The sequence below is a fragment of the Rhizobium sp. R339 genome, from assembly GCF_002211395.1.
In the GTDB taxonomy this organism is placed as follows: Bacteria; Pseudomonadota; Alphaproteobacteria; order Rhizobiales; family Rhizobiaceae; genus Rhizobium.
Window position 1 is genome coordinate 717364 of sequence record NZ_LOKV01000012.1, and the last position, 25163, is coordinate 742526.

Here is a 25163-nt window from a genome sequence, read left to right on the forward strand (position 1 = left end):
GGAAAGCCGTAGGCTGGAGCCTCGAAGGACGAGGCGGATGCGCCGAGGTAAAACAGCGCGCCGTCACGCCCGGGCAAGGCGCCTTTTGGATCAACGCATTCAGCTGCGAGGCGGCTGGTCATCGGCAGCAGCGGCCGGCGAGACCAATCCGCGCCGCGCACGCTTTATGCCGTCAGGAAGCTGGAACCAGTCATGCCTGGATTGTTCGCAGACGGAAACCAGGGGTGCGGGAAACGCCGGATCCGCAAAGGCGCCGACGGCGACGATGCAGAGATCCGGATTGAAATCGCCCTCCCAATACAATGAGGTTCCGCAGTTCGGGCAGAAGTGGAAACGGACCTTGCGCCCATCCGCGCCGTCGCGCTCGAAGAGCTTCCGCTCTCCCTCGATCGTCACCCCGGCCTTCTCGAAGATCGCACCGCTTCCCGCCACGGCGCCGGTTCTGCGCTGGCAGTCGCGGCAGTGGCATAGGCTCACCATGAGCGGCTCACTTGCCGTTTTCGCGCGGAGCGATCCGCAGTGGCATTGCGCAAGTCTTTCCATGTTCTCGCTCGCTGTTGGTCTTGCTCGATGTCTGGTGGGCATCCAACGAGAGATGTCGGAGCATAGCTTCTGGCGCTCAGAGGAGGCCAACCCTGAGGCGCTCGAAGGGGTCGGAAGCGCCGATGTTTTTCGGGAGAGCAGAAGCCCGGCGCGGGAGAGAGTGCCGGGCTTCGATAGTGACCGACAGCATGGGAGGAGGAGTGCTGTCTATCGGGCCAAAGCAGCTAGAAGGGGCAGCGCTTCGACTCGTCACGAGGTAGTGTCGCAATGCGGCGAATTCAAGCCGGCGGCCATGTCAATACCGTACAGAGTGTTGCCGCCTGCGCGGCGCCGTGTCGGGGTTGGGCGCGGCGTTGTCCGCGGACAACGTGCCGAAATGTGCTTCCCGATCGGTCCGTGGATGTGCCCCAATTCAACAGCACTGTACTCCGCTGCAGTCAAATTTGAGTTTGGCGCAAATCTACGATCGAAATCTGAACAGAACCGAAATGCAGTAGAGGATGGTATATGCGGCGACGGCTAGTCGTCAGGCCCATAGCTCATGATGATGCACCAGCGCCGATGGCTACGCGAATCTCGATTGGCTCCTCTCCAATCTGCTGCACCCCTCGATCAGCGCGGCGCGCCTCCATGAGCCGACACCATCCAGCTGATCTTGAAAGCCATCGCTCCGTTGTCCGCGGACAACGGACTGGGCGACTATGGCGGTTGGTGTTGGCGACCTGCCCTTCCAGTCGATCCATATCTTGAGGAGGATGCATCTGCAGGTTAATGTCTAAGCCTGGAGGCCCACACCAAACCTGCTGCCGGGTTGAAGGGCGTTTGGAATCTATCGACGGCCATGTTCACCACGGTCGAAGCGTAATCGGCAGACTTCGGCCAGGAACATTGGATCGTCCTATGCTTCATCCATCGATGAGATTCTCGCCTTCGAACATCGCCGCTTTGAAGAAGGCTCTGCGCCGGCAATATCCTCACATCAAGTCCTCGCACCTCGACGAGGCCATCGCCGCATCCCTTGGCTTCAACACATATGCCGCCATGCGTCCGACGCTGCATCAGCTCAGCGCCTATGCAAGGCTGGTCGTCGTGACTGACCATCTGCTGATGCTGCTTCGGCTGGAGGAGCTTGGATATCGGAACATCCCCCGGGAAGCACTGCATCGCCTCCTCTGGAACATCGAGTTTCCCGATGGCCGATACGACAGCGCGGTGGGAGAAATTATCCAGGCCCGCAGAAGACCGGCAGCGGCCAACGCGGAATAGCTCTTCAGGGTAGGCGGCGGAAACCTGCCGAGAACGGCCGATGAGACTGGCCGATGCCGGCCGTTGTCCGCGGACAACGGTCAAGCTTTGCGCCGCCTGGCTGCGCCAATAGCCACGCGGCGGTGGCCGCCCTCGTCCTTCGAGGCCCCTGCGGGGCACCTCAGGATGAGGTCGGAGAGAGGCTGCTGGGTCCATCAACGCCTGTGATTATCGGCGCGGCATCCGCCAGCGCCCATTGTTGTCGGCGCGGCATCCGCCAACCTCCCTCATCCTGAGGCGCGTAGGCCAAAGGCCGAAGCCTCGAAGGACGCGCTCCAGCCTTGCTTCTTGCCCCGTTGCTGGCCGTGGCCGACCTCGCCCTTCGAGGCGCCTGCGGGGCGCCTCAGGGAGAGGTCGCGGCGTCCTCCAGCGCCCGCGATATTGGTGCGGCATCCGCCAACCTCCCTCATCCTGAGGCGCGTAGACCAAAGGCCGAAGCCTCGAAGGACGCGCTCCAGCCTTGCTTCTTGCTCCCGTTGCTGGCTGTGGCCGACCTCGTCCTTCGAGGCCCTGTGGGGCGTCTCAGGATGAGGTCGGGAGAGGTCGCGGCATGTCGGCAAGCATCATTGTCCTGCGCGGCATTCTCCGGCCTCCCCATCCTAGCACGAGTAGCCGATGGGGCGGAGCCTCGAAGGCGCGCTCCAGCCTTGCTTCTTCGCCCCGGCGATGCGGCTCGAATTCCGCCCCGGATCGCGCTTGTCGAAGCGCTGCATGCCGGTTTTTAATCTCGGAAATTCGCGAAGTTGCCGCTTGCACGCTAGAGGTCGAAATATCGCCCATGCAGCAGTAACGAAACCAAAGTCCGATTTTGGTTCCGTACTGAAAATCTATCCCAACAAAATCAGATGCTTATAATCTGAAAAACTCTCGCGGGTCCGGCCTTCTCAGGGCGCTGAGGCCCCCTCCCCCGCAGCAAATCTCTGCGAGAAAGCAATGGCTTGCATCCTTTAGCGGCGCCCGGCGTTATCCACGAAGCAAATCGGAGGATAGGGTAATGGCTGATGCGCTCCAGCTCAAGAGGTTCTCCGTCGCCGCGACGGTGATGGCGGCGGCGATTGGTGCGTTTGTCGTGCTGCAGGCAAGGCAGCGCGGGTCGCAGGGGCTGCCTGCCGCGGCCGGCTGGAGCGGTGACGATCACGGGCGCAGCGCGGCGACCCCCGAGGCCATTCCGATGAGCGGTCTTCGCGACGTGTTCTGGCGCGTCTTCCATGAAATCCTGCACGACCGCGTCACGCTCATTGCCGCCGGCGTGACCTTCTATCTGCTGCTGGCGATCTTCCCGGCGCTGGCGGCGCTCGTCTCGCTCTACGGGCTGGTTGCCGATCCCGTCACCATCTCCGAACATCTGCGCGAGCTCGCCATTCTCTTGCCGCCCGGTGCCTTCGATCTTCTCGCCGATCAGATCAAGGCGCTCGTCGAAAACCGCGAAAGCACGCTCGGCATCACCTTCTTCGTCGGTCTCGCCATCGCGCTCTGGAGCACGCACAACGGCACGCTCGCGATCTTCGACGCGATGAACGTCGCCTATGAGGAGGACGAGAAGCGCAGCCTCGTGCGGCTGAACCTGATCGGCTTCTGTTTCACGCTATGCGCCATCTTCTTCGCCGTCCTCATGGTGGCGCTGGTCGGCGTGATGCCGGTCGTGCTCTCCTATCTCTGGCTCGACCAGTTCAAGGAGCAGATGGCCCTTCTCTTGAGATGGCCGCTGCTGCTGCTCGTGGTGGCGGCGGCCGTCATGCTGGTCTACCGCTTCGGGCCGAGCCGCGAGCCGGCGAGAGTACGGTGGATGACCTGGGGCGCGGCCCTGACGGCGCTCGCCTGGGCTGCCATGTCGCTCGGCTTCTCCTTCTATCTCGAGCATTTCGCCAATTACAACGCGACCTACGGCGCGCTCGGCGCGCTGATCGGTTTCCTCATCTGGATCTGGCTTTCCGTCGTCATTCTCATCGTCGGCGCCGAGCTCAACGCCGAGCTGGAGCATCAGACGGCGCGGGACACGACGACCGGCCATCCGCTGCCGATGGGCGCGCGCGGCGCCTATGTCGCCGATACCCTTGGCGAGACGGTAAGCTGATGCGGTCTCGGTGACTGCTTCTCGAATTGATGTATCCTATCCCTCCGGCAGGTTCGACAGAGGAGACGATCATGACCGCCCCGCATCCTTCCAAAACCCATATCGGCAATCACGCGCTGCATCCCGAAACGCAGATGCTGAACTACGGCTACGATCCCGAACTCTCGGAAGGGGCGGTCAAGCCGCCGGTATTCCTGACCTCCACCTTCGTCTTCAATACCGCCGAGGACGGCAAGGATTTCTTCGACTACGTCTCGGGCCGGCGAGAGCCGCCGGCCGGCAAGGGGGCGGGCCTCGTCTATTCGCGGTTCAACCATCCCAACAGCGAGATCGTCGAGGATCGCCTCGCCGTCTATGAGCGGACGGAAAGCGGCGCATTGTTTTCCTCAGGCATGGCAGCGATCGCCACGACCCTCTTCGCCTTCGTGCGGCCGGGCGATGCGATCCTGCATTCGCAGCCGCTCTATGGCGGCACGGAAACCCTGCTGGCGAAGACCTTCCTCAATTTCGGCGTCGCCGCGGTCGGCTTTGCCGATGGCGTCAGCGAAAGCTCGGTGCAGAAGGCGGCCGACGAGGCGGCCGCCAAGGGCCGCGTCTCTGTCATCCTGATCGAGACGCCGGCCAATCCGACCAACAGCCTGGTCGATGTGGCGATGATCCGCCGCGTCGCCGATGCGATCGGCGCGAAGCAGGGACATACGCCGATCGTCGTCTGCGACAACACCCTGCTCGGGCCGGTCTTCCAGCGGCCGATCGAGCATGGCGCGGATATCTCACTCTATTCGCTGACCAAATATGTCGGCGGCCATTCCGACCTGATCGCCGGCGCCGTCCTCGGCAGCAAGGCGGTGATCAAGCAGGTGAAGGCGCTGCGCGGCGCGATCGGCACGCAGCTCGATCCGCATTCCTGCTGGATGCTCGGCCGGTCGCTCGAAACGCTGCAGCTGCGCATGGAGCGGGCCAACAGCAATGCGCGGGCGGTGGCCGATTTCCTGCGCGATCACCCCAAGGTCGAGAAAGTGCATTACCTGCCCTATCACGATCCGGACTCGCCGTCCGGCCGCACCTTCGCCGCCCAATGCAGCGGCGCCGGCTCGACCTTCTCCTTCGATATCCGTGGCGGCCAGGCGGCCTCGTTCAAATTCCTGAATGCGCTGCAGGTGTTCAAGCTCGCCGTCAGCCTCGGCGGCACCGAGTCGCTCGCAAGCCACCCGGCCGCCATGACCCATTCCGGCGTGCCCGCCGAGATAAGGGAGCGGATCGGCGTGCTGGAATCGACCATCCGCCTGTCCATCGGCATCGAGCATCCGGATGATCTGATCGCCGATCTGGAGCTGGCGCTGCAGGCGGCCTGACGCCGCGCGGGGCAAACGATGCCCGGCGGCGCCGGGCATCGCGGGCGGCTTACTTGTCGTCGATCGTCAGTTCCGTTTCGGTGGTATCGAGCACGAAGACCGCCAGCAGTTTTGCCGGCTCGGTCTTGCTGGCATTGGCGCTGACGCTGTGGTGATCGCCGGGAAATTCGGAGAAGCTTTCTCCGGCCTTATAGGTTTTCTCCGGGCCCTTGTTCACCGCGCTGCGGATCGCCCCTTCGAGAACGGTGGCATAGATGAAGGCTGAGTCTGGATGGGTATGGCCGGGCGACATGCCGCCGGGCGCATATTCCACCAGCACCGCCTTCATGCTTTTGCCGGGAACATTGGGAAGCTTCTGGTCGTAAACGACGGTGACTTTCGCTCTGTTGTCGCCGGCGTGCGCTTGCGTGCCGGCGGCCAGGGTAAGGGCGAATACCGTCGCCGAGATGATCTTTCCGAACATGTCTGGTCTCCTCAGTTGATGGGACAAGTGCCGCTTTGCGATCAGGCGCTCTTCTTCTGGGGCGGCTGCTGGCTCAGCCAGTCGTCGAAGCGGATCCGGCCGAGCCGCGCATTGGCGCCGGCCACGAGCGAGTCGTCTTCAAGTTCGACGCCGAAATAGCGAGCGTGCGGATCGGTCACCACCTGGCGCGGATCGTTCGTCGCCTTGAACAGGCGTGTCACGATCTCGGTGAGGCGGATCTTCTCCGGTCCGCCGATTTCGATCGTGCCATTGACGGGTGCTGCAAGCGCCACGTCGGCCATGACGTCGGCAACGTCGTCCGAGGCGATCGGCTGCAGATAGGCCGGCGACAGATGCGCGGTCTGGCCGAGCGTGTTGGATTGGGCGATGCCGGCCATGAATTCGTGGAACTGCGTGGAGTGCACGATCGTATAGGGAATACCGGAGCCCTTGATCAGCTGTTCCTGCGCCATCTTGGCGCGCATGTAGCCGCTGCCCTGCAGGCGCTCCATGCCGACGATTGAGAGCGCGATGTGATGCTTCACACCGGCGGCAGCTCCTGCCTTCAGCAGGTTGCGGCCCGAGGTCTGGAAGAATTCGAGAACGGCCTTGTCCTCGAAGGAAGGCGAATTCGCCAGGTCGAGCACCACCTGCGCGCCTGCGAGCGCTTCGGCAAGACCCTTGCCGGTGATCGTGTCGACGCCTGTATTCGGCGAGGCCGGCAGCACGGCGTGTCCCTTCTTGCGCAATCTCTCCACCGTCTTCGAACCGATGAGGCCGGTGCCGCCGATAATGACGATCTTCATGGATAGTCTCCTTGTCCTCTGTGAGGTTTTCCGCTGTTGACTGGAAGATGGCTGCCGAAATCGCCTCCTCGGCGAGGCAAGCGACCTCATCGGTTGGCCCCACAGCCGCGAAATTCCGGCGCGGGCGGTCGCCACCGATGCGCAGGAGAATGCGCCTGATCGCCGCCGCGAACCATTCTCCCTGCGTCGCTGTCACCCTATGCCAAGGCAGTAGGGCGGCTGGCCCTGCGGTCGGAAACGTCCTGCGGAAATGGAGGAGACCTGCGTCGACAGGCATCCGCTTGGTCTCTTCTCCCCAGCGGGGGTCCGAAGGACGGGCGAGACCCGTGGCTCGCCCAGGTTGGTGCCGGCAGGCGGATGAGGGGGGCCGCACGAACATCCCTCTCCGTAAAGGTAATCCCGCTACCTTGACGGCAACCCATGCCCGGTATTTTGGTCGAGCGCCTGCAAGCGTGCTGCCGAAGGACCTGCGTCACAGGCCCCCTCATCCGCCCTACGGGCACCTTCTCCCCGCTGGGGAGAAGAGGGAATCGAGACGCTGCGGCATCCTCTCCCTCACGAAAGAGCGACCACCTCGAACAGCGCCGTCAGGCCGATGCCGCCGCCGATGCCGATCATGGCGAGGCCGGTGGCGCCGGGAGCGCCGCTGCGGAGCAGCTGAGTATGTAGCCGGCTAACTAGAATCGCGCCCGAGGCGCCGAAGGGATGGCCGAGGGCGATGGCGCCGCCTTCCTTGTTGACCGCATCCGGAGAGATGTCGAGCTGATCGAGCGACGCCAACACCTGGGCGGCGAAAGCCTCGTTGAATTCGATGGCGTCGATCGCGGAAAGCGCGAGATCGGGCTGGCGCTGCAGCAGTTTTTTGGTCGAGGCGACCGGGCCGATGCCGAGCAGGTTGGGGTCGACGCCGGCCGCCGCGCTGTCGATGAAGGCGAGGCCTTTTTCGATGCCGAGGTGTCTCGCCATGCCGCGGCTGATGACGAGCACCAGGCAGGCGCCGTCATTGAGCGGGCAGGCATTGCCTGCCGTCACCGAGCCGCCGGCCAGGAAGACGGGCTTGAGGTTTGCCAGCGCTTCCATCGATGTCGTCGGGCGCGGGCATTCGTCCCGCTCCACCAGCCCGTGGCCGGTGGCGATTTCGACGATCTCAGGCCGGAAGAGGCCGGCTTCGGCCGCCTTGACGGCGAGACGGTGGCTCCGCAGGGCGAACTCATCCTGCCGCTGGCGCGTGATGGCGAATGCGCGGGCGACGTTTTCGGCGGCGACGCCCATATCGGGATCGCCGATCGCATCGGGGGAGAAGCGGGCGCGGCCGTAGAAGCGCGGCAGGGCGCCATTGGCTTTCGGCCTTTCGGCCCGCCACGGCGCGGTGCTGACGCTCTCGACGCCGCCGGCCAGAAAACAGGAACCGGCCTTCGCCTGGATCAGCCGGGCGGCCATGATGATCGCCTCCAGCCCCGAGCCGCATTGCCGGTCGATGGCGACGCCGGGAACGGCGATCGGCAGGCCGGCGGAAAGGGCGGCGAGCCGCGCGATATTGCCGCCGCCGCCGGCGGCATTGCCGACCAGCACGTCGTCTATGGCCTCGGGCGCGATGCCCGTCTCGGCAAGGATGCGGCGGATGATTGGTGCGAGCAGGTCTTCGGCCGCGACCGTGGCAAGCGAGCCGAAGGCCCGGCCGATCGGCGTGCGGTAGGCGGCGACCACGACCGGCTGCCAATCCTCGTCAGGCTGATAGGCGTAGGACAAGGCCGTCTCCCGAAGTGACCGATGCCTGCACCTGGCCGCGGGCGATCTTGCCGCTGCTCGTCATCGGCCAGGCGCCGATCCGGTAGAATTGCCTGGGGATCTTGAACCTTGCAAGCTTGCTGGCGCAATGGTCGGCGAGGATTTTCGCATCGATCGCCTCGCCGGAGACGACGGCGACGATCCTCTGGCCGTAATAGGCATCCGGCAGCCCGAAGACGACGGCTTCCTCGACGCCGGGACAGGTTTTCAGCGCGCTCTCGACTTCGGCGGGATAGACGTTGTTGCCGCCTGAAATCATCATGCCGCCGGCCCGGCCGATCACCCGCAACATGCCGTTGGCGTCGATCTCGCCGAGATCGCCGACGGTGGCGCCTGATGGTGTCACCCGGAACGCCTGGCCGTCATCGCCCCAGAGATAGCCGTCGGCGATGAGGTCGCTGTTGACGAAGATGGTGCCCGGCACGTCGGTGCCGACATCGTTTTCTTCTGGGTCGCGGATGGAAATCGCGACGCCGGGATAGGCCTGCCCCACCCGGTCGATCGGAAAATCGGTCTCGCCGCCGGCAAGCGTCGAGACCGTCATGAAGCCGATCTCGGAAGCACCGTAATATTCCCGGATGCGCGCCTTGGGAAAAAGGCGGCGCATGGAGTCGACCTCGTTGAGGTTCAGCTTGGCGCCGGCGGTCAGCACGTCGCGCAGGCACTCGAGCGCGGGCTCGCCGGCCCATGCGCGGGCAATCCCGGCTATATGGGTCGGCACCGCGACCAGCCGTTCGATCTCTGCGGAGGCGAGGGTGCGCGCGAGCGCGCCTGCATCCCACTTCCGCACCGAATGGAATGTCGCCCCGGCATCGAGCGCTTCCACCAGGGCGTAAAGCGCCAGGCCGTGCGCCAGGGCGCCGGGACAAAGGGTCGAGGGCGCGTCGTGGAGTTCGAAAACCAGCCGTCCCCGGTCGAGGCTCCGGCGCCACTGCTCGCGCGAGCGGCAATAGGCTTTCGGCTCGGCCGTGGTGCCCGAGGTGAAGCCGATCAGGAAGATGCCGTCGGCATCCGGCAGGTCCTCTCCCGGCGCGGTGAGATCGAAAGGCTCGGCTCCGGCGATGACGACCGATAGGCCGAGCCGGCGGCCGATCTCCGCACTGGGGCTCGCCTCGTCGTCGGCGACCAGCACGTCAGGTGCAAGGCGCTCGAGGATGCGCTCGATCCTGTCCGCCGGCATCATCGGGTCGATGACGGCGCAGGCATGCGGCAAGGCGGTGGCGGCGACGAAATATTCGGCAAAGCCGATATGGTTGCCGAGGCTTAAGGCAACGAGCTTCTTGACGCCGGGCAGGTCGATCGTGCGCGGGTTCGAGTCGGGAAGATCCTGGAGAAAGCGATAGATCGCCCGCGAGCGCGCGTAGAGTTCGCCGTAGCTGAGCACGCCGCCGTCGATCACCACCGCCGGCTTGTCCGGTCTCTCCGTGGCGTGTCGAAGAAGCTCTGCATGGATCGGCATGGGTTAGCCCTGCGACAAGGCGGCTCTGGTCGCCTCCGGGATCGGCGTCGGGCGGTTGTCGGAAAGGCCGACGCAGACCCAGACGAGGCCGGCCGTTGCGCAATGGGCGCCGTCGCGCCGGCGAAAGAGTTCGATCGTAAAGGCGAGGCTGGTGCGCCCGATCTTTTCGACGGCGACCTTCGCCTCGACGACATCATCGACGTCGATCGGATTGTGAAAGGTGATCTCCGCCTTCTTGACGTGATAGGCGACACCCGAGGTCGTGTGGCGGAAGTGGCCGAGGATCTCGCGGTGGCGCAGAAACTCGACGACGGCATCCTCGCAATAATCGAGGTAGACCGAATTGTGGACATGGCCATAGATGTCGATGTCTCGCATCGAGACCCGGAACGATGCTAAAGGCCTGTCGTCAACGCTCATTCGATCACCCAAAATTGGTGGGCTGTTCTAACCGCTGTTCTCAGGGGGATGCAATGCAATATCAGGCGTTGGTGCGAAAATTCGGCCCGGCCCAGGAGGTCGTCGGGATCGAGCGGACGCCGCTGCCGGCGCTGCGGCGCGATCAGGTTCGGGTACGGCTGCTGGCCCGCTCGATCAATCCCTCCGATATCATCACCATTTCGGGCGCCTATGCCGGCCGCACGACCCTGCCCTTCATTCCGGGCTTCGAAGCCTTCGGCGTGATCGAAGCCTGCGGCGAAGAAGTCTACGGGCTGAAGCCGGGGACGCGCGTGCTGCCGGTGCGCAGCGCCGGCGGCTGGCAGGAATTCAAGGACACCGATTCCGGCTCGTGCCTGCGCGTACCCGACGCGCTCTCCGATTTCGAGGCGGCGACCAGCTACGTCAACCCGATGACCGCCTGGCTGATGCTGCATGGGAAGATCGGGCTGAGGTCCGGCATGCGCATCGCCGTCAATGCCGCCGCCTCCTCGATCGGATCGATCCTCATCGGTCTCGCCAATGCCGCCGGCGTCGAGCCGGTGGCGATCGTCCGCAGCGAAGAATCCCGCCGGCGCCTACGCGGTCGGCTCGAGGCCGTCATCGTCGACAGGGAGGACGGCGACCTGGCAGCCGGTCTCGCCGGCCGGCATGGGCTGGATGCCGTACTCGACTGCGTTGGCGGCCCACGCGCCTCGGTCCTTGCCGATGCGCTCAAGCCGGGCGGTCATTTCGTGCATTACGGCCTGCTTTCCGGCCAAAGCATCCCGAATTCCTTCTGGGCCACCCATCCCGATATCACCTTTTCCTTCTGCCATCTGCGGGAATGGGTTCATTCCGAAACCATGGATGTTGTCCAGCGCGCCTATTCCGAGGTGGCCGCGCAGATCGCGGCAAAGGTGATCGCCACCGAGGTGCGGGAGGTGTTTCCCCTGGAAAGGATCGGCGAGGCGCTGCAAGCCGCCCTTCCCTTCCGGACTGGCGGCAAGGTGCTGCTGGCTTGAGGGGCCACGCTCCGACCTTGCTTCTTGCGCCCAGCCCCTGGTGGCCGCCCTCGTCCTTCGAGGCCCCTGCGGGGCACCTCAGGATGAGGTCGGAGAGAGGTCGCGGCATCTCGAACGTCGTCCCTTGTTGCCGGCGCGGCATACTCCAACGTCCCTCATCCTGAGGTGCGTAGGCCGCAGGCCGGAGCCTCGAAGGACGCGCTCCGGCATTGCTTCTTGCCTCTATTCAAATCCTACTCAGTTTCGTGCCGCAGCCGCGATCGAATGATCTCGGGATGGTTCTGCTCGGCCCAGCCGACCAGGGCCTTCATCGGGATGAGGAAGGATCGGCCGAGGTCCGTCAACTCGTATTCCACGCGCGGCGGCACCTCGGGATAGACGGTGCGCCTGATATAGCCGTCCTGCTCCAGATGCCGCAGCGTCTTGGAGAGCATCTGTTTGGAGATGTCGCCGATCTCGCGCAGCAGCTCGTTGAAGCGCTTCTTTTCGGTTTCCAGCGCCTCGAGCGTCAGCAGGCTCCATTGATCGCCGATGCGGTCGAGCACGCCCCTGATCGGGCATCCCGCGCCCGGCCCGTCCGTTTTCTCAGGCATGGCGTCCCTTCCTCTCGGTCATCGCGCGCTGACCTCGGCACTGAAAACTGCCTTCTTGCTGGGCATTTCGCGCTGTCCTAGACCAAGCCTCATAGTCTGTTTCTTAGACTAGATCGCGGATTCATACCAAGGAGTTTGATGCATGACATTCGGGAAATCGCTTTGCGCACTCGCCATTCTGGCAGGCATCGCCATGCCCTCAGGCGCCTTTGCCGCCTCTCGGGATTTGAAGGTCGAGGAAGCCAACCGGAAGCTGGTGGTGGAGTTCTACGACCGCTTCTTCAACAGCCATGATGTCGAGGCCGCCTCCGTGGTGGCGGACGAGTATCGACAGCACAATCCCGAAGTTCCGGATGGCAAGAAGCCTCTCGTTTCCTTCTTCACCGGCTTCTTCAAGGACAATCCTCAATCGAAGGCGAAGATCGTCCGCAGCTCCGCCGATGGCGACCTCGTCTGGCTGCATGTGCATGCGACGAACGGCGCCGACGATCGCGGCCAGGCGATCGTCGATATTTTCCGCGTCAAGGACGGCAAGATCGTCGAGCACTGGGATGTGATCCAGGCGGTTCCGAAAGAGGCCGCCAACAAGAACACCATGTTCTGAACATGACGGGGCCGGCGTGAGCCGGCCCCGATCATCGGGCGCTCAGCCGAGCGACAGCCGCGCCGCGCACCAGTCCCACACCGCGTCCACGGCCTTTCGCGGCGAAGACGAGCGTTTGCGGACGAGGAAGTAATCGGCGCCGACGGCCGCCGTTTCCTCCGTCACCTGCACCAGCCGTCCGGCTTCGAGATCGGCCGCCACGAAAGCCCGGCAGGCCAGCACGACGCCTTGGCCGGCGAGTGCGGCGTCGAGCGCCAGTGTCGTATGGTTGAACGCCGCGCCCGGCAGCTTCTCGCGAATTCCGAGGAATACGCCCCAGCGATCGTGCGAGTCATGCAGAAGCGGCAGCTTGCAAAGCTCTTCGCGGCTCAAGGGAAGGGCGAGCCCTTTCACCAGATGCGGGCTTGCGACCGCCACCAGTTCCTGGCGGAACAGCAGCCTTGCCTCCAGCGCCGCCGGAAAAGCCTGGCCGGTCAGGCGCACGGCGATATCCACCTGGTCGCGGTCGAAATCCGACAGCGCCTCGGTGGCGACCGTCCTCAGATCCACCTCGGGAAGGGCGCTGTAGAGCTCGGCGAGGCGCGGGATCAAAAGCTTGGCGGCGACGGTCGGGGTGACACTGATCGTCACGGTTTCCGGCCGCGCGAAAAGCCGTCCGGTCGCCTCGCCAAGCATATCGAAGGCGCGGGTGACGTCGGAGAGATAGGCGGCACCCTGTGCGGTCAGCGCAAGGCCGCGGGGCTGGCGCTGGAACAGCATGAGGCCAAGCTGATCTTCCAGCGCGCGGACCTGCTGGGCGATCGCTCCCTGGGTGACGCCGAGTTCCTCTGCGGCGGCGCGGAAATTCAGCCTGCGGCCCGAAGCCTCGAAGGCGCGCAGGGCATTCAACGGCGGCAGCGCGCGGCGGGATTGGATCATCGGCCTATCCAGTAGATTTTCTACAGTCTCGCATGTTTCTTTCTCGCGCGAAAGCAGGCAGCATATCTGGCATAATGCTGCGCAAATTCAGCTGGCGGAGGTTTCAATGTCTGAAGGAAAAGTCGCTCTCATCACTGCAGGCGGATCCGGCATGGGCGCCGCAGCCGCGCGTAAACTGGCTGCGGACGGCTACCGCGTCGCCGTGCTCTCCTCCTCCGGCAAGGGCGAGGCGCTGGCGAAGGAACTCGGCGGCGTCGGCGTTACCGGCTCCAACCAGTCCAACGAGGACGTGAAGCGGCTCGTCGATCTCTCGATGGAGCGATGGGGGCGCATCGACGCGCTGGTCAATTCCGCCGGCCACGGCCCGCGCGCGCCGATCCTCGACATCTCGGACGAGGACTGGCACCGGGGCATGGAAGTCTATTTCCTGAGCGCGGTGCGCCCGATCCGGCTGGTGGCGCCGATCATGGAAGCGCAAGGCGGCGGCGCCATCGTCAATATCTCGACGGCATGGGCGTTCGAACCCTCGCCGATGTTCCCGACCTCGGCCGTCTTCCGCGCGGGCCTGGCGAGCTTCACCAAGATCTTCGCGGACACCTATGCGGCCAAGAACATCCGCCTGAACAACGTCCTGCCCGGCTGGATCGACAGCCTGCCCGCCACCGAGGAGCGGCGCGACAGCGTTCCGATGCGCCGCTACGGCACCAGCGAGGAAATCGCGGCGACCATCGCCTTCCTCCTGTCGGAAGGTGCGGGCTACATCACCGGCCAGAACATCCGCGTCGACGGCGGCATCGCCCGTTCGGTCTGAGCGGAGCCTGCCGGTGGATCTGACCGATATCGACGCCGCGGCATGGGCGGAGCTCGAAACGGCTGCGGCAGATCCGCAGTCGGGTTTCCGCTATCTCAACCTCTGCTCCGTCGATGCCGAGATGAGGCCGCAGGCACGCATGGTCGTGCTGCGTGCGGCCGACAGAGCGGCGCGGCGTCTCGAATTTCATACGGATATACGCAGCCGCAAATGGCCGGAACTTTCAGCTAATCCCCACGTCACGGTCCTCGGCTTCAGCGCCGAAAGCCGGCTGCAGCTTCGGCTACAGGGAGAGGTCGAGCTTCATGGGCCGGGAAGCGGAGCGGCCGAAGCCGCATGGGACAGGCTGCCCGCGCGGACGCGGATGACCTATGCCGGCGGCCCGCCCGGGGACGAGCGCGCCTTCGAAACGATCGACACGGCAGAGCCCGCGGATGAGGCCGAGGGAAAGGCGCGCTTCGGCCTGCTGATCTTTCGGGCCGGCACGCTGGATTGGTTCCAGCTGCGCCAGCAGGACAATCGCAGGGCATTGTTCTCTTATGACGAAGCCGGCGCCCTCTCCTCTTGCCGCTGGGTCAATCCCTGACCTGAGATCGCGGCGCTTTCGGGGCGGTCAATCGATCCTCGGACGTTCCGATCTCGGCGTCGCCAGCCCGTGCCTGGCGAGTTCCAGCGTCAGGATGCGGGTTTCGAGCAGGTTGAAGATGCGCAGCACCGCCTCGATCGCATCGAAGGGCTTGGTCAGGAAATCCTTCGCGCCGAGCGAAAGCGCACGCCGGCGCGTCGGCAGCGTCGCATCGGCGGTCAGCACCAGGATCGGCAGATAGCTGTCATCGGGGATGAGCCTTGCGAAAGTCTCCAGCAGCGCGAAGCCGTCGAGATCCGGCATCATCAGGTCGAGCAGCACGAGATCGACGGGATGCTCGCGGAAGAGCCGCAGCGCCTCGCGCGGCTCGGTCGTGCTGATCAGCGCCGTAAACCCCTCGCGCTTCAGGATGCGCTCCAGCAGCGAAACATTGGCGGGCTCGTCATCGACGATCAGGATCGTCGAGGCGCGCAGGATATCGGTGGTATCTGTCATGGCCCCAACTTCGTCGAAAGCGATGCCGCACTGATAGCAAGCGAGGCGGCCGAAGGCGATGGCTTCAGTTTGTTGACAAAGTCTCCTCCGTCATGCTCGGCCTTGTGCTGAGCATCTAACCACGACAATTGTTCGACAGGAAAACATTTATTTTCAGTGCCTTAATTGGGCCGGCGTAGATCCTCGGCACAAGGCCGAGGATGACGTCGCGGGTTTTGCAGTGGTTTGTCCGCAGCCTGGCGGTGCCTACGGCACCGCGACATCTCGCGCCTCGGCGCTCCGCGTCGCCGCAGGCACACTCGGCAGATCGACGTGGAACGTTGCGCCGCCCTCCCGGTTGCTGAAGGCGAGCGTGCCGCCCATGGCGTCGATCAGATGTTTGGAGAGCGCAAGCCCCAAGCCGGTTCCCTCCCGGCTGGTGCGCTCGGCGCCCAGCCGGTCGAAGGGGGTGAAGAGGCGCGCGACGCGCTCGGCCGGAATGCCGGGGCCGGTATCGTTGACCTCGATGCGGATGCGGTCGTCGAGCACCCGGTGGCTGACGGTGACGCTGCCCCGCGGGCGATTATATTTCACCGCATTGGAAAGCAGGTTGAGAAACACCTGGAGCAGACGCCGGCGGTCGGCGAGCACCGTCAGATCCGGTTCGGCCTCGGTGACTTCGATGCGGATCTGCTGCTTGCCGCAGAGCGGCCTTGCGAGTGCCACGGCTTCCTCGATCACCTCGGCGACTGGCTGCGGCTCGACAGCGAGATCCATGCGCCCGGCCTCGATCCGCGCCATGTCGAGCACTTCGTCGATCAGGCTCAGCAGATGCCGGCCGGCCCGCAATATCTGCGCGACGCTGTCCCGGGATTCGGGGTCGTCGACGTCCATTTCCAGAAGCTGCGCGAAACCGAGAACGGAATTCAGCGGCGTGCGCAGCTCATGGCTCATGCGCGACAGGAATTCGCTCTTGGCGTTGCTGGCGCGCACCGCATCCTCGCGGGCGGCAAGCAGCGCTTCTTCGAATTGCTTGCGCTCGGTGATGTCGCGGGTGATCTTGGAAAAGCCGCGCAGCCGCCCCGTCTCGTCGTGAAGGGCGGTGACGACGACATGCGACCAGAAGCGCGAGCCGTCCTTGCGCAGGCGCCAGCCCTCCGCTTCGGCGCGGCCGTGCAGGGCTGCCTTGGAAAGCTCTTCTCCCGGAAATGTCTCCCTGGTCTGGGCGGGATAGAAGCGGGAGAAATGTTGGCCGACGATCTCTTCGGTCTGGTAGCCGGTGATCCGCGCGGCACCGGCGTTCCAGCTCACCACCTGACCATCCGGATCGAGCCCGAAGATGCCGTAATCGCTGACGCCCTCGACCAGCTGGCGGAAGCGCTCCTCGCTTTCGGTCAGATCGGCCTCGCGCTTTTTCAGAAGCACGCTGGCATCCGCCAGCGCCTGTCCGAGATTGCCGAGCTCATCGCGGAAGGGATCGGCCGATCTCACGACCTCGCCCTGCGAGAGGCGGTGCGCCTCGGCTTTGAGCGCATGCACGCGGCGCACGATGCTGGCCGAAAACAGGAAGACGGCGACGAGCGCTCCGGCAAAGCCGAGAAAACCGGCTGATATCATCAGGCTGCGCGATAGGGTGCGGACCCGGTCGGCGGCCTGCGTCCGGGCGTTGAGGAGATCGGCCTCGCGCCGGTTCATCGCGTCGATTTCCTGCCGCAGCACATCGAGCACCTGCTTGCCCTCGATGAGCTTGGCGGCCAGATCCTCGCGCCCGCCGGCGCGCAAGATGTCGGCCTGTTTCAGGAGCTGCAGACGGTCGACCTTGGCATCGACCAGGGCGCGGATGCGCTCGAGGCGGGCCTTCTGCTCCTCGTCGCGCAAGCGCCGGCCGACCTCGTCGAGCACGACGGGCAGCCTGTCCTCCGCCCGGTTGAAGGGATCGAGAAAATCGGCCCTGCCGGTCAGCAGATAGCCGCGCATGGCCGTCGCCGCTTCGGCGATCAGGGCATGCAGCTCCTGAATGCCGGACTGGATCTCCAGCGTGACGCGCACCTGATCCTCGGCAATGCGGCTCTGCCGGTCGGCGACGAAGACCGAGGCGAGCGCGGCCAGGAGCAGCGCCAGCGGCACCATGATGATGACGATGCCCTTTGCCCTGAGCGGCAGGTCGGCGAAGCGCGGCATCATGGCTCTTCCCTCGCCGTCTGCACCAGCCCGCCGCGCACCGCCATGACGGCGGCCTGCGTGCGGTCGCCGGCGCCGAGCTTGGCGATGATGCGCTCGACATGGATCTTGACGGTGCCGGGCGAGATCTTCAGCGCCCGGCCGATCTCCTTGTTGGTCAGGCCCTCGGCCACCTTGGTCAGCACCTCGCGCTCGCGCACCGTCAGCGTCTCCAAGGCGCTGGCATTGGTCTGCGGCCTGGTGGCGGCGCGCTTCAGCAGCCTTGCGACCAGCGGCCCGTCGAAGAAGGCATCGCCCGAAAGCACGCGGCGGATGGTGCGCAGAATGTCGTCGCGGCTCGCATCCTTCAGCAGATAGCCGGTGGCGCCGGCTTCGATCGCCGCCTCCAGATAATCGAGGCTGTCATGCATGGTGATGATCATGACGCGGGTGCCGGGCGAGACGCGCCGGATTTCCCGCGTCGCGGCAAGGCCGTCCATGCGGGGCATGCGGATATCGAGCAGCGCCAGATCCGGTTTGTGCAGGGCCGCGGCCTCCACGGCTTCCGCGCCGTCGCGCACATCCAGGGCGACATGGAAATCGTCGTGGCCGCCGATCATGGCGATCAGGCCGGCGCGGGCGATGTCGTGATCGTCGGCGACGAGAATGGATGCGGTCATCCCGCCGTCTCCTGCGTCAGCGGTGCCGCGGCGCGGACATGCGTGCCGCCGGAGGCGCCGGCGCCGATCTCGAAACGCCCGCCGAGCAGCGCCAGGCGCTCGCGCATGCCGGCGATGCCGAGCCGGGCGCCCCTGCCCTGAACTTCGGGATGGCGTGCCTCGCCGATGCCCTTGCCGTTATCGATCACTTCGAGATGGGCCTGGCCCGCGCCGTCTTCGAAAAGGCGTACGACGAGCCGGCTCGCCTCGGCGTGCTTGACCACATTGGTGATCGCCTCCTGGGCGACGCGGTAGAAGATGATCCCGGTCGAGGCAGGCCAGCGGTCGGCCCCGGCATCGAGATCGGCGATCACCTCCATGCCGTCGATCGCGTCGAGACGGGTGCGGAGTGCGGCGGCGACGCCGAGATCGTCGAGTTCGGGCGGGCGAAGATCGGCGATGGCGGCGCGCAGATCGGCGACCGAGCGGCGGGCCAATGCCGCGAGCTGATCGATGTCAGGCTTCAGCGCATGCGCCTCGCCGATGCGGGCGGCGAGATCCTGCAGGCGGTAGCTGAGCCCGGCGGCAAGCTGTGCTGCGCCGTCATGCAGATCGAGCGCCACACGCTGCCGCTCCTGCTCCTGCGCCTGGATCAGCTGCGCGACAAGCGCCGCGAGTTCGCTGCGCTGGCGTTCGAGATCGCCGAGCAGCGCCTGCTTTTCCGCCGCCTGGCGTTCGAGATTGCAGGCATCGGCGAGCTGGCCCGCGACCACCTCCAGCGTCTGCCGGTCGTCGGCATCGAGGGCGCGTGCCTTTGCACCGGTCAGCGTCAGGCAAAGAGCGGCGTCTTCCTCTGATGCAAAGAGGATCGCGTCATTGCCGGTCGGCCGGCCGATCGTCAGCTGCGTGCGCGTCTCTCCCTGTGGTGCCGGAAAGCTGAGCGTCGCAAGCGCGGCACCCGCGAAATCGGCAAGCCGCGACAGAACCTCGGGTGCCGCCGTTTCGAAGGCCTCAGCATCGAGCAGGTTGCGCGTCTCGATGATGAAGCGCAGCCGCGCCGCCCGCGCTTCCGCCGCCCGGTAAAGCGCTCTCATCTCCGCCACATCGAGCGAATGCGTCGTATCTATGGTATGCTCCATGCCCAGCGGGGGCTGTTCCTGAAATCAATGACGCGGGCACGATAGTCATTCCGGCGGGAATGTCATCTATGCCGTTCGGCAGATCGGATCGAAGCCACCCGGCAGATGGGGCTGCGGTGCGCCGGCGCTTAACTATCGGTCATGCGGTTGACCGATGCGATGTCGCCCGGGACCGCCACAAAGGAACTCAAACATGCGTACGATCATTGCTGCCGCCCTTGTCATCGGTTTCGTCCAGGTCCAGTCGGCCAGCGCGGCCGAAACGGCGACCTGCGCGCCGGTGAGCGAAGAACAGGTCGCCAAGCTCTTCGACCGCTGGAACGCCTCGCTGGCGACGCTCAATCCCGAGGAAGTCGCAAAGAACTACAGCGCAGATTCCGTGCTGCTGGCGACGCTGGCAAACAAGCCGCGCCTCACCCAGGAAGAGCGGATCGACTATTTCAAGCACTTCCTGGAAAAGGGCCCCAAGGGCCACATCGACAGCCGCACCATCAAGACCGGCTGCAACTGGGCGGTCGACACCGGCACCTACACCTTCACCATGAAGGACGGCTCGAAGGTGCCCGCCCGCTACACCTACACCTATGAATTCAAGGACGGGAACTGGCTGATCACCTCCCACCACTCCTCGATGATGCCGGAGAAGTAAAGGTCCGACCGATCCGGCAGGGAGATCCCGTGTCCACCCCACACGGGATCTCTTGATTGGTGCTGATGCCTGCCAACGTCCCGTTCGTCATGCTCGGGCTTGTGCCCTGAGCATCATGCTAGGGTTGAGATGCGGCAGATCCTCGGCACAAGGCCGAAGATGATAAGTTGGATGCGACACCCGGGAGCTTTGACGGCCGGGCGGGATCGGGTAGCATCCCCGGGCAGCGGCAAGGCCGTCGAAGCGGCCGGCCCGGGAGATGCGATGATGAAGCACGGATTCCTGATGTTTACGGTGCTCGCGCTCGGCTCGGCATGGCCGCTATCCGGCGCTCTCGCTGCGGCGCAGCCGATTTTCTGGAGCGCCTTGCGGCCGGCCGATCAGGCGAGGGCGACAGTTCCGCTGTCGCCAAAAGCGGTCAGCGGCCCGCAGGGCGAAACCCTGGTCTGGCGCGACGAGGGCCATCCGGTCGAACTGACCGGCTTCGTGCTGCCGACCGATCAGGACGGCGATCTCGTCTATGAATTCCTGCTGGTGCCCTGGGCCGGGGCCTGCAGCCACATGCCCACGCCGCCGCCCAACCAGCTGGTTCGCGTCGTTCCGCAGGAGCCGCTGCACCTCGAAAAAATCTATGAGACCGTCACCGTGACGGGCACGCTGCGGCCTGGCCTCGATCAGGCGCAGTTCTTCATGATCGACGGCGTCCGCGTCCTCTCCTACGGCTACAGCATGGGCCATGCCGAAGTGGCGAAGGCGACGGCGACGAAGGATCCCGATCTGCTGTCGCTTTCCCCTTTCGGTGTCGTGCCGCGCTAGCTTGCGCGAACATCGCCGAGTGCGTATATACATAAGAATATATACGAAAATCGCGGAGGCTTCCCATGCCCCAATATGCGCGCGTGTTTCAATCCGGCAATTCGCAGGCCGTGCGGCTGCCGAAGGAATTCCGCTTCGACGTCGACCAGGTGGAGGTGACGCGCGAAGGCGATGCGGTCATTCTGCGGCCGCGCGCCGATCCCGGCATGCGCTGGGCGTCCCTGAGGAGCGCCCTCGAACGCGGCCTGAGCGACGATTTTCTGGCGCAAGGACGCGAGCAGCCGGAGGATCAGGAGAGGCCGGATCTTCAGGACCTCTTCAAGTGATCACGCATCTTCTCGACACCAATGCGGTGATCGCGCTGATCGGCAGGAAATCCGACGCATTGCTGACGCGCGTGATCGACAGCGACGAAGGGTCGATCGGGCTTTCCACCATCGTCATGCATGAACTCTATTACGGCGCCTATAAGAGCGCGAAAATCTCCTACAATCTCGAAACCCTGCGCCTGTTCATGACGGATTTCCCGGCGGTCGGTTTCGAGCGTGAGGATGCGCTGGCATCAGGAGAGATCCGCGCGGCATTGGCGGCAAAGGGAACGCCGATCGGTCCCTATGACGTGCTGATCGCCGCGCAGGCGAAGACACGGGATCTCGTTCTCATCACGAACAATCTCGGCGAGTTCCGGCGCGTGGATGGCCTGCGCGTCGAGGATTGGACGGTCTGACGGTAGCCCCGGCAGCTCCTCGTGTCAGATGTCGAAGGAACTCGGCAGGATCACCACGTCGCGGATCGTCACGTTGCGCGGCCGGGTCAGCATGAAGAGCACGGCTTCCGCGACATCGCGCGGTTCGATCAGCGCGCCCGCCTCTTTTGCCTTGCGCAGGTTCTCCTCCGGCCAGTCTTTCAGCAGCGCGCTGCTGACCGGGCCTGGCGAGACGGATCCGACGCGGATGCCGTTCTTCAGGAGCTGCCGCCGCATGGTCTGGACGAAGCAATGCATCGCCCATTTCGAAGGCGAATAGACCGGCTCCCATGGAACCGCGGCTTGGCCGGCGACCGAACTGGTGACGATGATGTCTCCCGTCCCTCTCTCGATCATGTGGGGCATGACCGTGCGGACGTTCTTGATGACCACGTTGACGTTCAGATTGAGCATGCGGTCGATCGCGTCGAGGTTTGCTTCCACCAGATCCCCGCCGATATAGGTGCCGGCATTGGCGTGGAAGATGTCGAGCTGACCGACCTTCGAGAGAATGCTGTCGAGCAGGCCGGCGCAATCCTCGGGGTTGAGAAGGTCGAGCGGCAGCGCGATCGCCTTCTCGCCCAGCCTGCCGCAGGCCGCAGTCAGCGCCGCCTCGTCCCGATCTATCATCACGACCGTACCGCCCGCCGCAATGACCGCCTCGGTCGTCGCCAATCCAATGCCCGAGGCAGCTCCGGTGATGGCCGCGACTTTACCTTGCAAACCGTTCATATCCACTCCTCCAAATGTGTCGATCTTCTATCGCATGCGAGGTCCGCCATGGCTAGAAGTTCGCGGCGTGGCGGGGATGGTCTGGGCGATTGGGCGGTGGAGCGCCGGGAGCTTCGGCGCGGGAGAGAATGGCAGACCTCTCGTCCGTCATGCTCGGGCTTGTCCCGAGTATCTGCCTCCGGTGGATAGGGCAGCAGATCCTCGGCACAAGGCCGAGGACGACGCCGAGTAAAAATGAAACGGCTGCGGAAAAGTGACCGGAGGCCAACCCCACACACCTCACCAGTCACTCGTAAGCTGGTTATTGAGGTCGGAAGCACCACCTTTCCTCCGTCATTCCTGTGCTCGTCACAGGAATCCAGCCACCGCGCGTCCGCGCGGTGAATGACTCTCCTGAAGGCAAGGAAGTCTCCCGCGCCCAAGGACTTGGGCGCGCTGGATCCCTGTGACGAGCACAGGGATGAGGGAGGAGAGGTAGTGCCTGCCCATTTAAGAATAACACGCGTTGAGGACTAGATGGTTGGGCGGTAGCGTCGGGACGCTTTGGCGCGGGAGAGATGGCTGCCTCCTCTTCCGTCATACTCGGGCTTGTCCCGAGTATCTGCCTCCGGTCGATAGGGCAGCAGATCCTCGGCACAAGGCCGAGGACGACGCCGAGTAAAAATGAAACGGCTGCGGAAAAGTGACCGGAGGCCAACCCCACACACCTCACCAGTCACTCGTAAGCTGGTTATTGAGGTGGTGCTTCGAAAAGACAGGCATTCCATAAAAAACCCGGGCGCGGCCGAAACCGCGCCCGGGCAAAACTCGCTGAACCGATCAGACGAGATCGAATCTGTCGGCGTTCATGACCTTGTTCCAGGCGGCGACGAAGTCCTTGACGAACTTCTCCTTGGCGTCGGCCTGGCCGTAGACTTCGGCGAAGGCGCGCAGTTGCGAGTGCGAGCCGAAGATCAGGTCGACGCGGGTGCCGGTCCACTTGGCGGCACCCGTCTTGCGGTCGCGGCCTTCATAGACGCCGTCCTTGCCGGCGGCGGGAACCCACTGCGTGGCCATGTCGAGCAGGTTGACGAAGAAGTCGTTCGTCAGTGTCTCGGGACGGGCGGTGAAGACGCCGTGTTCCGGCTGGCCGGCCTTGAGGACGCGCAGGCCGCCGACGAGGACGGTCATCTCGGGTCCGGTCAGGGTCAGCAGCTGGGCGCGGTCGACGAGCGCTTCTTCCGGCTTCATGAACTGCAGGCGCTTGCCGTTCACATAGTTGCGGAAGCCGTCGATGCGCGGCTCGAGCGCTGCGAAGGAATGCGCATCCGTCTGGGCTTCGGAAGCATCCATGCGGCCCGGCGTGAAGGGCACGCTGACGGTGGTGCCGCCGGCGGCCGCTGCCTTCTCGACGCCGGCAGCGCCGGCGAGAACGATCAGGTCGGCGAGCGAGATCTTCTTGCCGCCGGTCTGGGCGGCGTTGAAGTCCTTCTGGAGGCCTTCGAGGACGCCGAGCACCTTGGCGAGCTGGGCCGGCTGATTGGCCTCCCAGTCCTTCTGCGGGGCAAGGCGGATGCGTGCGCCATTGGCGCCGCCGCGCTTGTCGGAGCCGCGGAAGGTCGAGGCAGACGCCCAGGCGGTCGACACCAGTTCCTGGACGCTGAGGCCGGTGGCGAGAACCCTGGCCTTCAGCTCGGCAATGTCCTTGTCGTCGACGAGGGGATGGTCGACGGCCGGGATCACGTCCTGCCAGATCAGGTCTTCGGCCGGAACCTCGGGGCCGAGGTAGCGCACCTTCGGTCCCATGTCGCGGTGGGTCAGTTTGAACCAGGCACGGGCGAAAGCGTCGGCGAACTCGGCCGGATTTTCGAGGAAACGGCGCGAGATCTTTTCGTAGATCGGATCGAAGCGCAGCGCGAGGTCGCTCGTCAGCATGGTCGGCAGATGCTTCTTGCCGGCGTCGTAAGCGTCCGGAATGGAGGCTTCGGCGTTCTTGGCCTGCCACTGCTTCGCGCCGGCCGGGCTCTTCGTCAGCTCCCATTCGTAGGCGAACAGGTTTTCGAAAAAGTAGTTGCTCCACTTGGTCGGCGTCTGCGACCAGGTGACTTCGAGGCCGGCGGTGATCGCGTCCTTGCCGACGCCGGTGCCGAACGAGCTCTTCCAGCCGAGGCCCTGGTCCTCGATCGCGCCGCCTTCCGGCTCGGCGCCGATCAGCGACGGGTCGCCCGCGCCATGGGTCTTGCCGAAGGTATGGCCGCCGGCGATCAGCGCCACGGTTTCTTCGTCGTTCATCGCCATCCGGGCGAAGGTTTCGCGGATGTCGCGCGCCGAAGCGAGCGGATCGGAATTGCCGCCCGGGCCCTCCGGGTTGACGTAGATGAGGCCCATCTGCACGGCGCCGAGCGGCTCGGCGAGCTGGCGTTCGCCGCTGTAGCGCTCGTCGCCGAGCCAGGTGCCTTCAGGACCCCAGTAGAGCTCTTCCGGCTCCCAGACGTCGGCGCGGCCGCCGGCGAAGCCGAAGGTCTTGAAGCCCATGGATTCGAGCGCGACGTTGCCGGTGAGGATCAGCAGGTCGGCCCAGGAGATGCTGTTGCCGTATTTCTGCTTGATCGGCCAGAGCAGGCGGCGGGCCTTGTCGAGGTTGGCATTGTCAGGCCAGCTGTTCAGCGGCGCGAAACGCTGCTGGCCCTGGCCGGCGCCGCCGCGCCCGTCGGTGATGCGGTAGGTGCCGGCGCTGTGCCAGGCCATACGGATGAAGAGGCCGCCGTAATGGCCGAAGTCGGCCGGCCACCACTCCTGCGAATCGGTCATCAGCGCGGTGAGATCCTTCTTCAGCGCGTCGAGATCGAGCTTCCTGAACTCCTCGGCATAGTCGAAATCCTTGCCCATCGGATCGGCGCGGCCGGAATTATGATGAAGAATCTGCACGTTCAGCTGGTTCGGCCACCAGTCGCGGTTGGAATGGCCGCGCGGCGTGTTGCCATGGGCCACAGGACATTTGCCTGCGGTGTCAGTGGGGTTGTCCATGATCGTCTCCTTCATTGCTTGATCTGTCGGCGGTTC

At 64.8% G+C, this 25163-nt stretch carries 25 protein-coding genes; 11 read left to right on the forward strand and 14 right to left on the reverse strand.

What is annotated here, in order from left to right; all coding sequences use genetic code 11:
- Positions 1–99: 99 nt before the first annotated feature.
- Positions 100–480, reverse strand: a complete 381-nt coding sequence (locus ATY76_RS17485; protein ID WP_245309940.1) for a GFA family protein — start codon at positions 478–480, stop codon at positions 100–102.
- A gap of 963 nt (positions 481–1443) precedes the next feature.
- On the opposite strand from ATY76_RS17485, the gene ATY76_RS17490 reads away from it, so the two are divergent.
- The 3 genes from ATY76_RS17490 to ATY76_RS17505 all read left to right on the forward strand — a co-directional run bounded on the left by ATY76_RS17490 (position 1444) and on the right by ATY76_RS17505 (position 5277).
- On the forward strand, positions 1444–1809 hold the full coding sequence (locus tag ATY76_RS17490) for a hypothetical protein (RefSeq protein ID WP_088675972.1): 366 nt from the start codon (positions 1444–1446) through the stop codon (positions 1807–1809).
- A gap of 1033 nt (positions 1810–2842) precedes the next feature.
- Positions 2843–3922 (forward strand): YihY/virulence factor BrkB family protein, encoded by a 1080-nt coding sequence (locus ATY76_RS17500; protein WP_088675973.1) that lies wholly within the window; start codon positions 2843–2845, stop codon positions 3920–3922.
- A gap of 71 nt (positions 3923–3993) precedes the next feature.
- Positions 3994–5277, forward strand: a complete 1284-nt coding sequence (locus tag ATY76_RS17505; protein ID WP_088675974.1) for a cystathionine gamma-synthase family protein — start codon at positions 3994–3996, stop codon at positions 5275–5277.
- Between the two features lie 49 nt (positions 5278–5326).
- Here ATY76_RS17505 and ATY76_RS17510 read toward each other — a convergent pair whose 3' ends face one another.
- From ATY76_RS17510 to ATY76_RS17530, 5 genes are all read right to left on the reverse strand, one after another.
- Complete coding sequence (locus ATY76_RS17510) at positions 5327–5740, reverse strand: cupin domain-containing protein (RefSeq protein WP_088675975.1); 414 nt, start codon at positions 5738–5740, stop codon at positions 5327–5329.
- A 41-nt stretch (positions 5741–5781) separates the two neighbouring features.
- Positions 5782–6546, reverse strand: coding sequence for an SDR family oxidoreductase (locus tag ATY76_RS17515; protein ID WP_088675976.1), 765 nt, complete (start codon positions 6544–6546; stop codon positions 5782–5784).
- Between the two features lie 555 nt (positions 6547–7101).
- Positions 7102–8295 (reverse strand): thiolase family protein, encoded by a 1194-nt coding sequence (locus ATY76_RS17520; protein ID WP_088675977.1) that lies wholly within the window; start codon positions 8293–8295, stop codon positions 7102–7104.
- Positions 8273–9793: an AMP-binding protein gene (locus ATY76_RS17525; RefSeq protein ID WP_088675978.1), complete on the reverse strand. Its 1521-nt coding sequence runs from the start codon at positions 9791–9793 to the stop codon at positions 8273–8275. Before ATY76_RS17525 ends, ATY76_RS17520 begins: the two co-directional genes overlap by 23 nt.
- Before the next feature lie 3 nt (positions 9794–9796).
- On the reverse strand, positions 9797–10213 hold the full coding sequence (locus tag ATY76_RS17530) for a thioesterase family protein (protein WP_088675979.1): 417 nt from the start codon (positions 10211–10213) through the stop codon (positions 9797–9799).
- 53 nt (positions 10214–10266) lie between these two features.
- On the opposite strand from ATY76_RS17530, the gene ATY76_RS17535 reads away from it, so the two are divergent.
- Positions 10267–11235: a zinc-dependent alcohol dehydrogenase family protein gene (locus ATY76_RS17535; protein WP_088675980.1), complete on the forward strand. Its 969-nt coding sequence runs from the start codon at positions 10267–10269 to the stop codon at positions 11233–11235.
- Positions 11236–11468: 233 nt separating this feature from the next.
- Here the strand turns inward: ATY76_RS17535 and ATY76_RS17540 are convergent, their stop codons facing one another.
- Positions 11469–11828 carry a helix-turn-helix domain-containing protein gene (locus ATY76_RS17540; protein WP_088675981.1) on the reverse strand — a complete coding sequence of 120 codons (360 nt, stop codon included), beginning with the start codon at positions 11826–11828 and terminating at the stop codon, positions 11469–11471.
- Between the two features lie 142 nt (positions 11829–11970).
- Between ATY76_RS17540 and ATY76_RS17545 the strand changes: the two genes are divergently transcribed.
- Positions 11971–12432: a nuclear transport factor 2 family protein gene (locus ATY76_RS17545; RefSeq protein ID WP_088675982.1), complete on the forward strand. Its 462-nt coding sequence runs from the start codon at positions 11971–11973 to the stop codon at positions 12430–12432.
- Between the two features lie 42 nt (positions 12433–12474).
- Here the strand turns inward: ATY76_RS17545 and ATY76_RS17550 are convergent, their stop codons facing one another.
- Positions 12475–13350: a LysR substrate-binding domain-containing protein gene (locus ATY76_RS17550; RefSeq protein WP_088675983.1), complete on the reverse strand. Its 876-nt coding sequence runs from the start codon at positions 13348–13350 to the stop codon at positions 12475–12477.
- Positions 13351–13456: 106 nt separating this feature from the next.
- On the opposite strand from ATY76_RS17550, the gene ATY76_RS17555 reads away from it, so the two are divergent.
- Both ATY76_RS17555 and ATY76_RS17560 read left to right on the forward strand, forming a co-directional pair.
- Positions 13457–14161: an SDR family oxidoreductase gene (locus tag ATY76_RS17555; RefSeq protein ID WP_088675984.1), complete on the forward strand. Its 705-nt coding sequence runs from the start codon at positions 13457–13459 to the stop codon at positions 14159–14161.
- Between the two features lie 13 nt (positions 14162–14174).
- Entirely contained in the window at positions 14175–14747 is a 573-nt protein-coding gene (locus ATY76_RS17560; protein ID WP_088675985.1) for a pyridoxamine 5'-phosphate oxidase family protein, read from the forward strand.
- Positions 14748–14774: 27 nt separating this feature from the next.
- On the opposite strand, the gene ATY76_RS17565 is transcribed toward ATY76_RS17560, so the two are convergent.
- The 4 genes from ATY76_RS17565 to ATY76_RS17580 all read right to left on the reverse strand — a co-directional run bounded on the left by ATY76_RS17565 (position 14775) and on the right by ATY76_RS17580 (position 19179).
- The gene (locus ATY76_RS17565; protein WP_088675986.1) at positions 14775–15242 is read right to left on the reverse strand and encodes a response regulator; all 468 of its coding nucleotides are present in this window, start codon (positions 15240–15242) and stop codon (positions 14775–14777) included.
- Between the two features lie 246 nt (positions 15243–15488).
- Complete coding sequence (locus ATY76_RS17570; RefSeq protein WP_088675987.1) at positions 15489–17405, reverse strand: ATP-binding protein; 1917 nt, start codon at positions 17403–17405, stop codon at positions 15489–15491.
- Positions 17402–18061, reverse strand: a complete 660-nt coding sequence (locus ATY76_RS17575) for a response regulator transcription factor (protein ID WP_088675988.1) — start codon at positions 18059–18061, stop codon at positions 17402–17404. Before ATY76_RS17575 ends, ATY76_RS17570 begins: the two co-directional genes overlap by 4 nt.
- Positions 18058–19179, reverse strand: a complete 1122-nt coding sequence (locus ATY76_RS17580) for a sensor histidine kinase (RefSeq protein ID WP_088675989.1) — start codon at positions 19177–19179, stop codon at positions 18058–18060. Before ATY76_RS17580 ends, ATY76_RS17575 begins: the two co-directional genes overlap by 4 nt.
- A gap of 193 nt (positions 19180–19372) precedes the next feature.
- Here ATY76_RS17580 and ATY76_RS17585 point away from each other — a divergent pair, with 193 nt between their 5' ends.
- The 4 genes from ATY76_RS17585 to ATY76_RS17600 all read left to right on the forward strand — a co-directional run bounded on the left by ATY76_RS17585 (position 19373) and on the right by ATY76_RS17600 (position 21371).
- Positions 19373–19828, forward strand: a complete 456-nt coding sequence (locus ATY76_RS17585) for an SgcJ/EcaC family oxidoreductase (RefSeq protein WP_088675990.1) — start codon at positions 19373–19375, stop codon at positions 19826–19828.
- A 264-nt stretch (positions 19829–20092) separates the two neighbouring features.
- Positions 20093–20644, forward strand: coding sequence for a DUF3299 domain-containing protein (locus tag ATY76_RS17590; RefSeq protein WP_190233676.1), 552 nt, complete (start codon positions 20093–20095; stop codon positions 20642–20644).
- Between the two features lie 65 nt (positions 20645–20709).
- Positions 20710–20970: a type II toxin-antitoxin system VapB family antitoxin gene (gene vapB / locus ATY76_RS17595; protein WP_088675991.1), complete on the forward strand. Its 261-nt coding sequence runs from the start codon at positions 20710–20712 to the stop codon at positions 20968–20970.
- Positions 20967–21371, forward strand: coding sequence for a type II toxin-antitoxin system VapC family toxin (locus tag ATY76_RS17600; RefSeq protein ID WP_088675992.1), 405 nt, complete (start codon positions 20967–20969; stop codon positions 21369–21371). The genes vapB and ATY76_RS17600 overlap by 4 nt, the downstream gene beginning before the upstream one ends.
- 24 nt (positions 21372–21395) lie before the next feature.
- Here ATY76_RS17600 and ATY76_RS17605 read toward each other — a convergent pair whose 3' ends face one another.
- Together ATY76_RS17605 and katG are read right to left on the reverse strand one after the other, a co-directional pair.
- Entirely contained in the window at positions 21396–22121 is a 726-nt protein-coding gene (locus tag ATY76_RS17605) for an SDR family oxidoreductase (RefSeq protein WP_088675993.1), read from the reverse strand.
- An 819-nt stretch (positions 22122–22940) separates the two neighbouring features.
- Positions 22941–25127 (reverse strand): catalase/peroxidase HPI, encoded by a 2187-nt coding sequence (gene katG, locus ATY76_RS17610; RefSeq protein WP_088676098.1) that lies wholly within the window; start codon positions 25125–25127, stop codon positions 22941–22943.
- Positions 25128–25163: the final 36 nt, after the last annotated feature.

Bases quoted from the DNA above. Each gene is read 5' to 3' on its own strand.
- ATY76_RS17585 (WP_088675990.1), top strand. From the start codon at position 19,373: ATGCGTACGATCATTGCTGCCGCCCTTGTCATCGGTTTCGTCCAGGTC.
- ATY76_RS17570 (WP_088675987.1), bottom strand. From the start codon at position 17,405: ATGATGCCGCGCTTCGCCGACCTGCCGCTCAGGGCAAAGGGCATCGTC.
- ATY76_RS17510 (WP_088675975.1), bottom strand. From the start codon at position 5,740: ATGTTCGGAAAGATCATCTCGGCGACGGTATTCGCCCTTACCCTGGCC.
- ATY76_RS17500 (WP_088675973.1), top strand. From the start codon at position 2,843: ATGGCTGATGCGCTCCAGCTCAAGAGGTTCTCCGTCGCCGCGACGGTG.
- ATY76_RS17565 (WP_088675986.1), bottom strand. From the start codon at position 15,242: ATGACAGATACCACCGATATCCTGCGCGCCTCGACGATCCTGATCGTC.
- katG (WP_088676098.1), bottom strand. From the start codon at position 25,127: ATGGACAACCCCACTGACACCGCAGGCAAATGTCCTGTGGCCCATGGC.
- ATY76_RS17535 (WP_088675980.1), top strand. From the start codon at position 10,267: ATGCAATATCAGGCGTTGGTGCGAAAATTCGGCCCGGCCCAGGAGGTC.
- ATY76_RS17490 (WP_088675972.1), top strand. From the start codon at position 1,444: ATGCTTCATCCATCGATGAGATTCTCGCCTTCGAACATCGCCGCTTTG.
- ATY76_RS17605 (WP_088675993.1), bottom strand. From the start codon at position 22,121: ATGAACGGTTTGCAAGGTAAAGTCGCGGCCATCACCGGAGCTGCCTCG.
- vapB (WP_088675991.1), top strand. From the start codon at position 20,710: ATGCCCCAATATGCGCGCGTGTTTCAATCCGGCAATTCGCAGGCCGTG.
- ATY76_RS17530 (WP_088675979.1), bottom strand. From the start codon at position 10,213: ATGAGCGTTGACGACAGGCCTTTAGCATCGTTCCGGGTCTCGATGCGA.
- ATY76_RS17575 (WP_088675988.1), bottom strand. From the start codon at position 18,061: ATGACCGCATCCATTCTCGTCGCCGACGATCACGACATCGCCCGCGCC.
- ATY76_RS17590 (WP_190233676.1), top strand. From the start codon at position 20,093: ATGATGAAGCACGGATTCCTGATGTTTACGGTGCTCGCGCTCGGCTCG.
- ATY76_RS17525 (WP_088675978.1), bottom strand. From the start codon at position 9,793: ATGCCGATCCATGCAGAGCTTCTTCGACACGCCACGGAGAGACCGGAC.
- ATY76_RS17555 (WP_088675984.1), top strand. From the start codon at position 13,457: ATGTCTGAAGGAAAAGTCGCTCTCATCACTGCAGGCGGATCCGGCATG.
- ATY76_RS17550 (WP_088675983.1), bottom strand. From the start codon at position 13,350: ATGATCCAATCCCGCCGCGCGCTGCCGCCGTTGAATGCCCTGCGCGCC.
- ATY76_RS17515 (WP_088675976.1), bottom strand. From the start codon at position 6,546: ATGAAGATCGTCATTATCGGCGGCACCGGCCTCATCGGTTCGAAGACG.
- ATY76_RS17540 (WP_088675981.1), bottom strand. From the start codon at position 11,828: ATGCCTGAGAAAACGGACGGGCCGGGCGCGGGATGCCCGATCAGGGGC.
- ATY76_RS17485 (WP_245309940.1), bottom strand. From the start codon at position 480: ATGGTGAGCCTATGCCACTGCCGCGACTGCCAGCGCAGAACCGGCGCC.
- ATY76_RS17580 (WP_088675989.1), bottom strand. From the start codon at position 19,179: ATGGAGCATACCATAGATACGACGCATTCGCTCGATGTGGCGGAGATG.
- ATY76_RS17545 (WP_088675982.1), top strand. From the start codon at position 11,971: ATGACATTCGGGAAATCGCTTTGCGCACTCGCCATTCTGGCAGGCATC.
- ATY76_RS17505 (WP_088675974.1), top strand. From the start codon at position 3,994: ATGACCGCCCCGCATCCTTCCAAAACCCATATCGGCAATCACGCGCTG.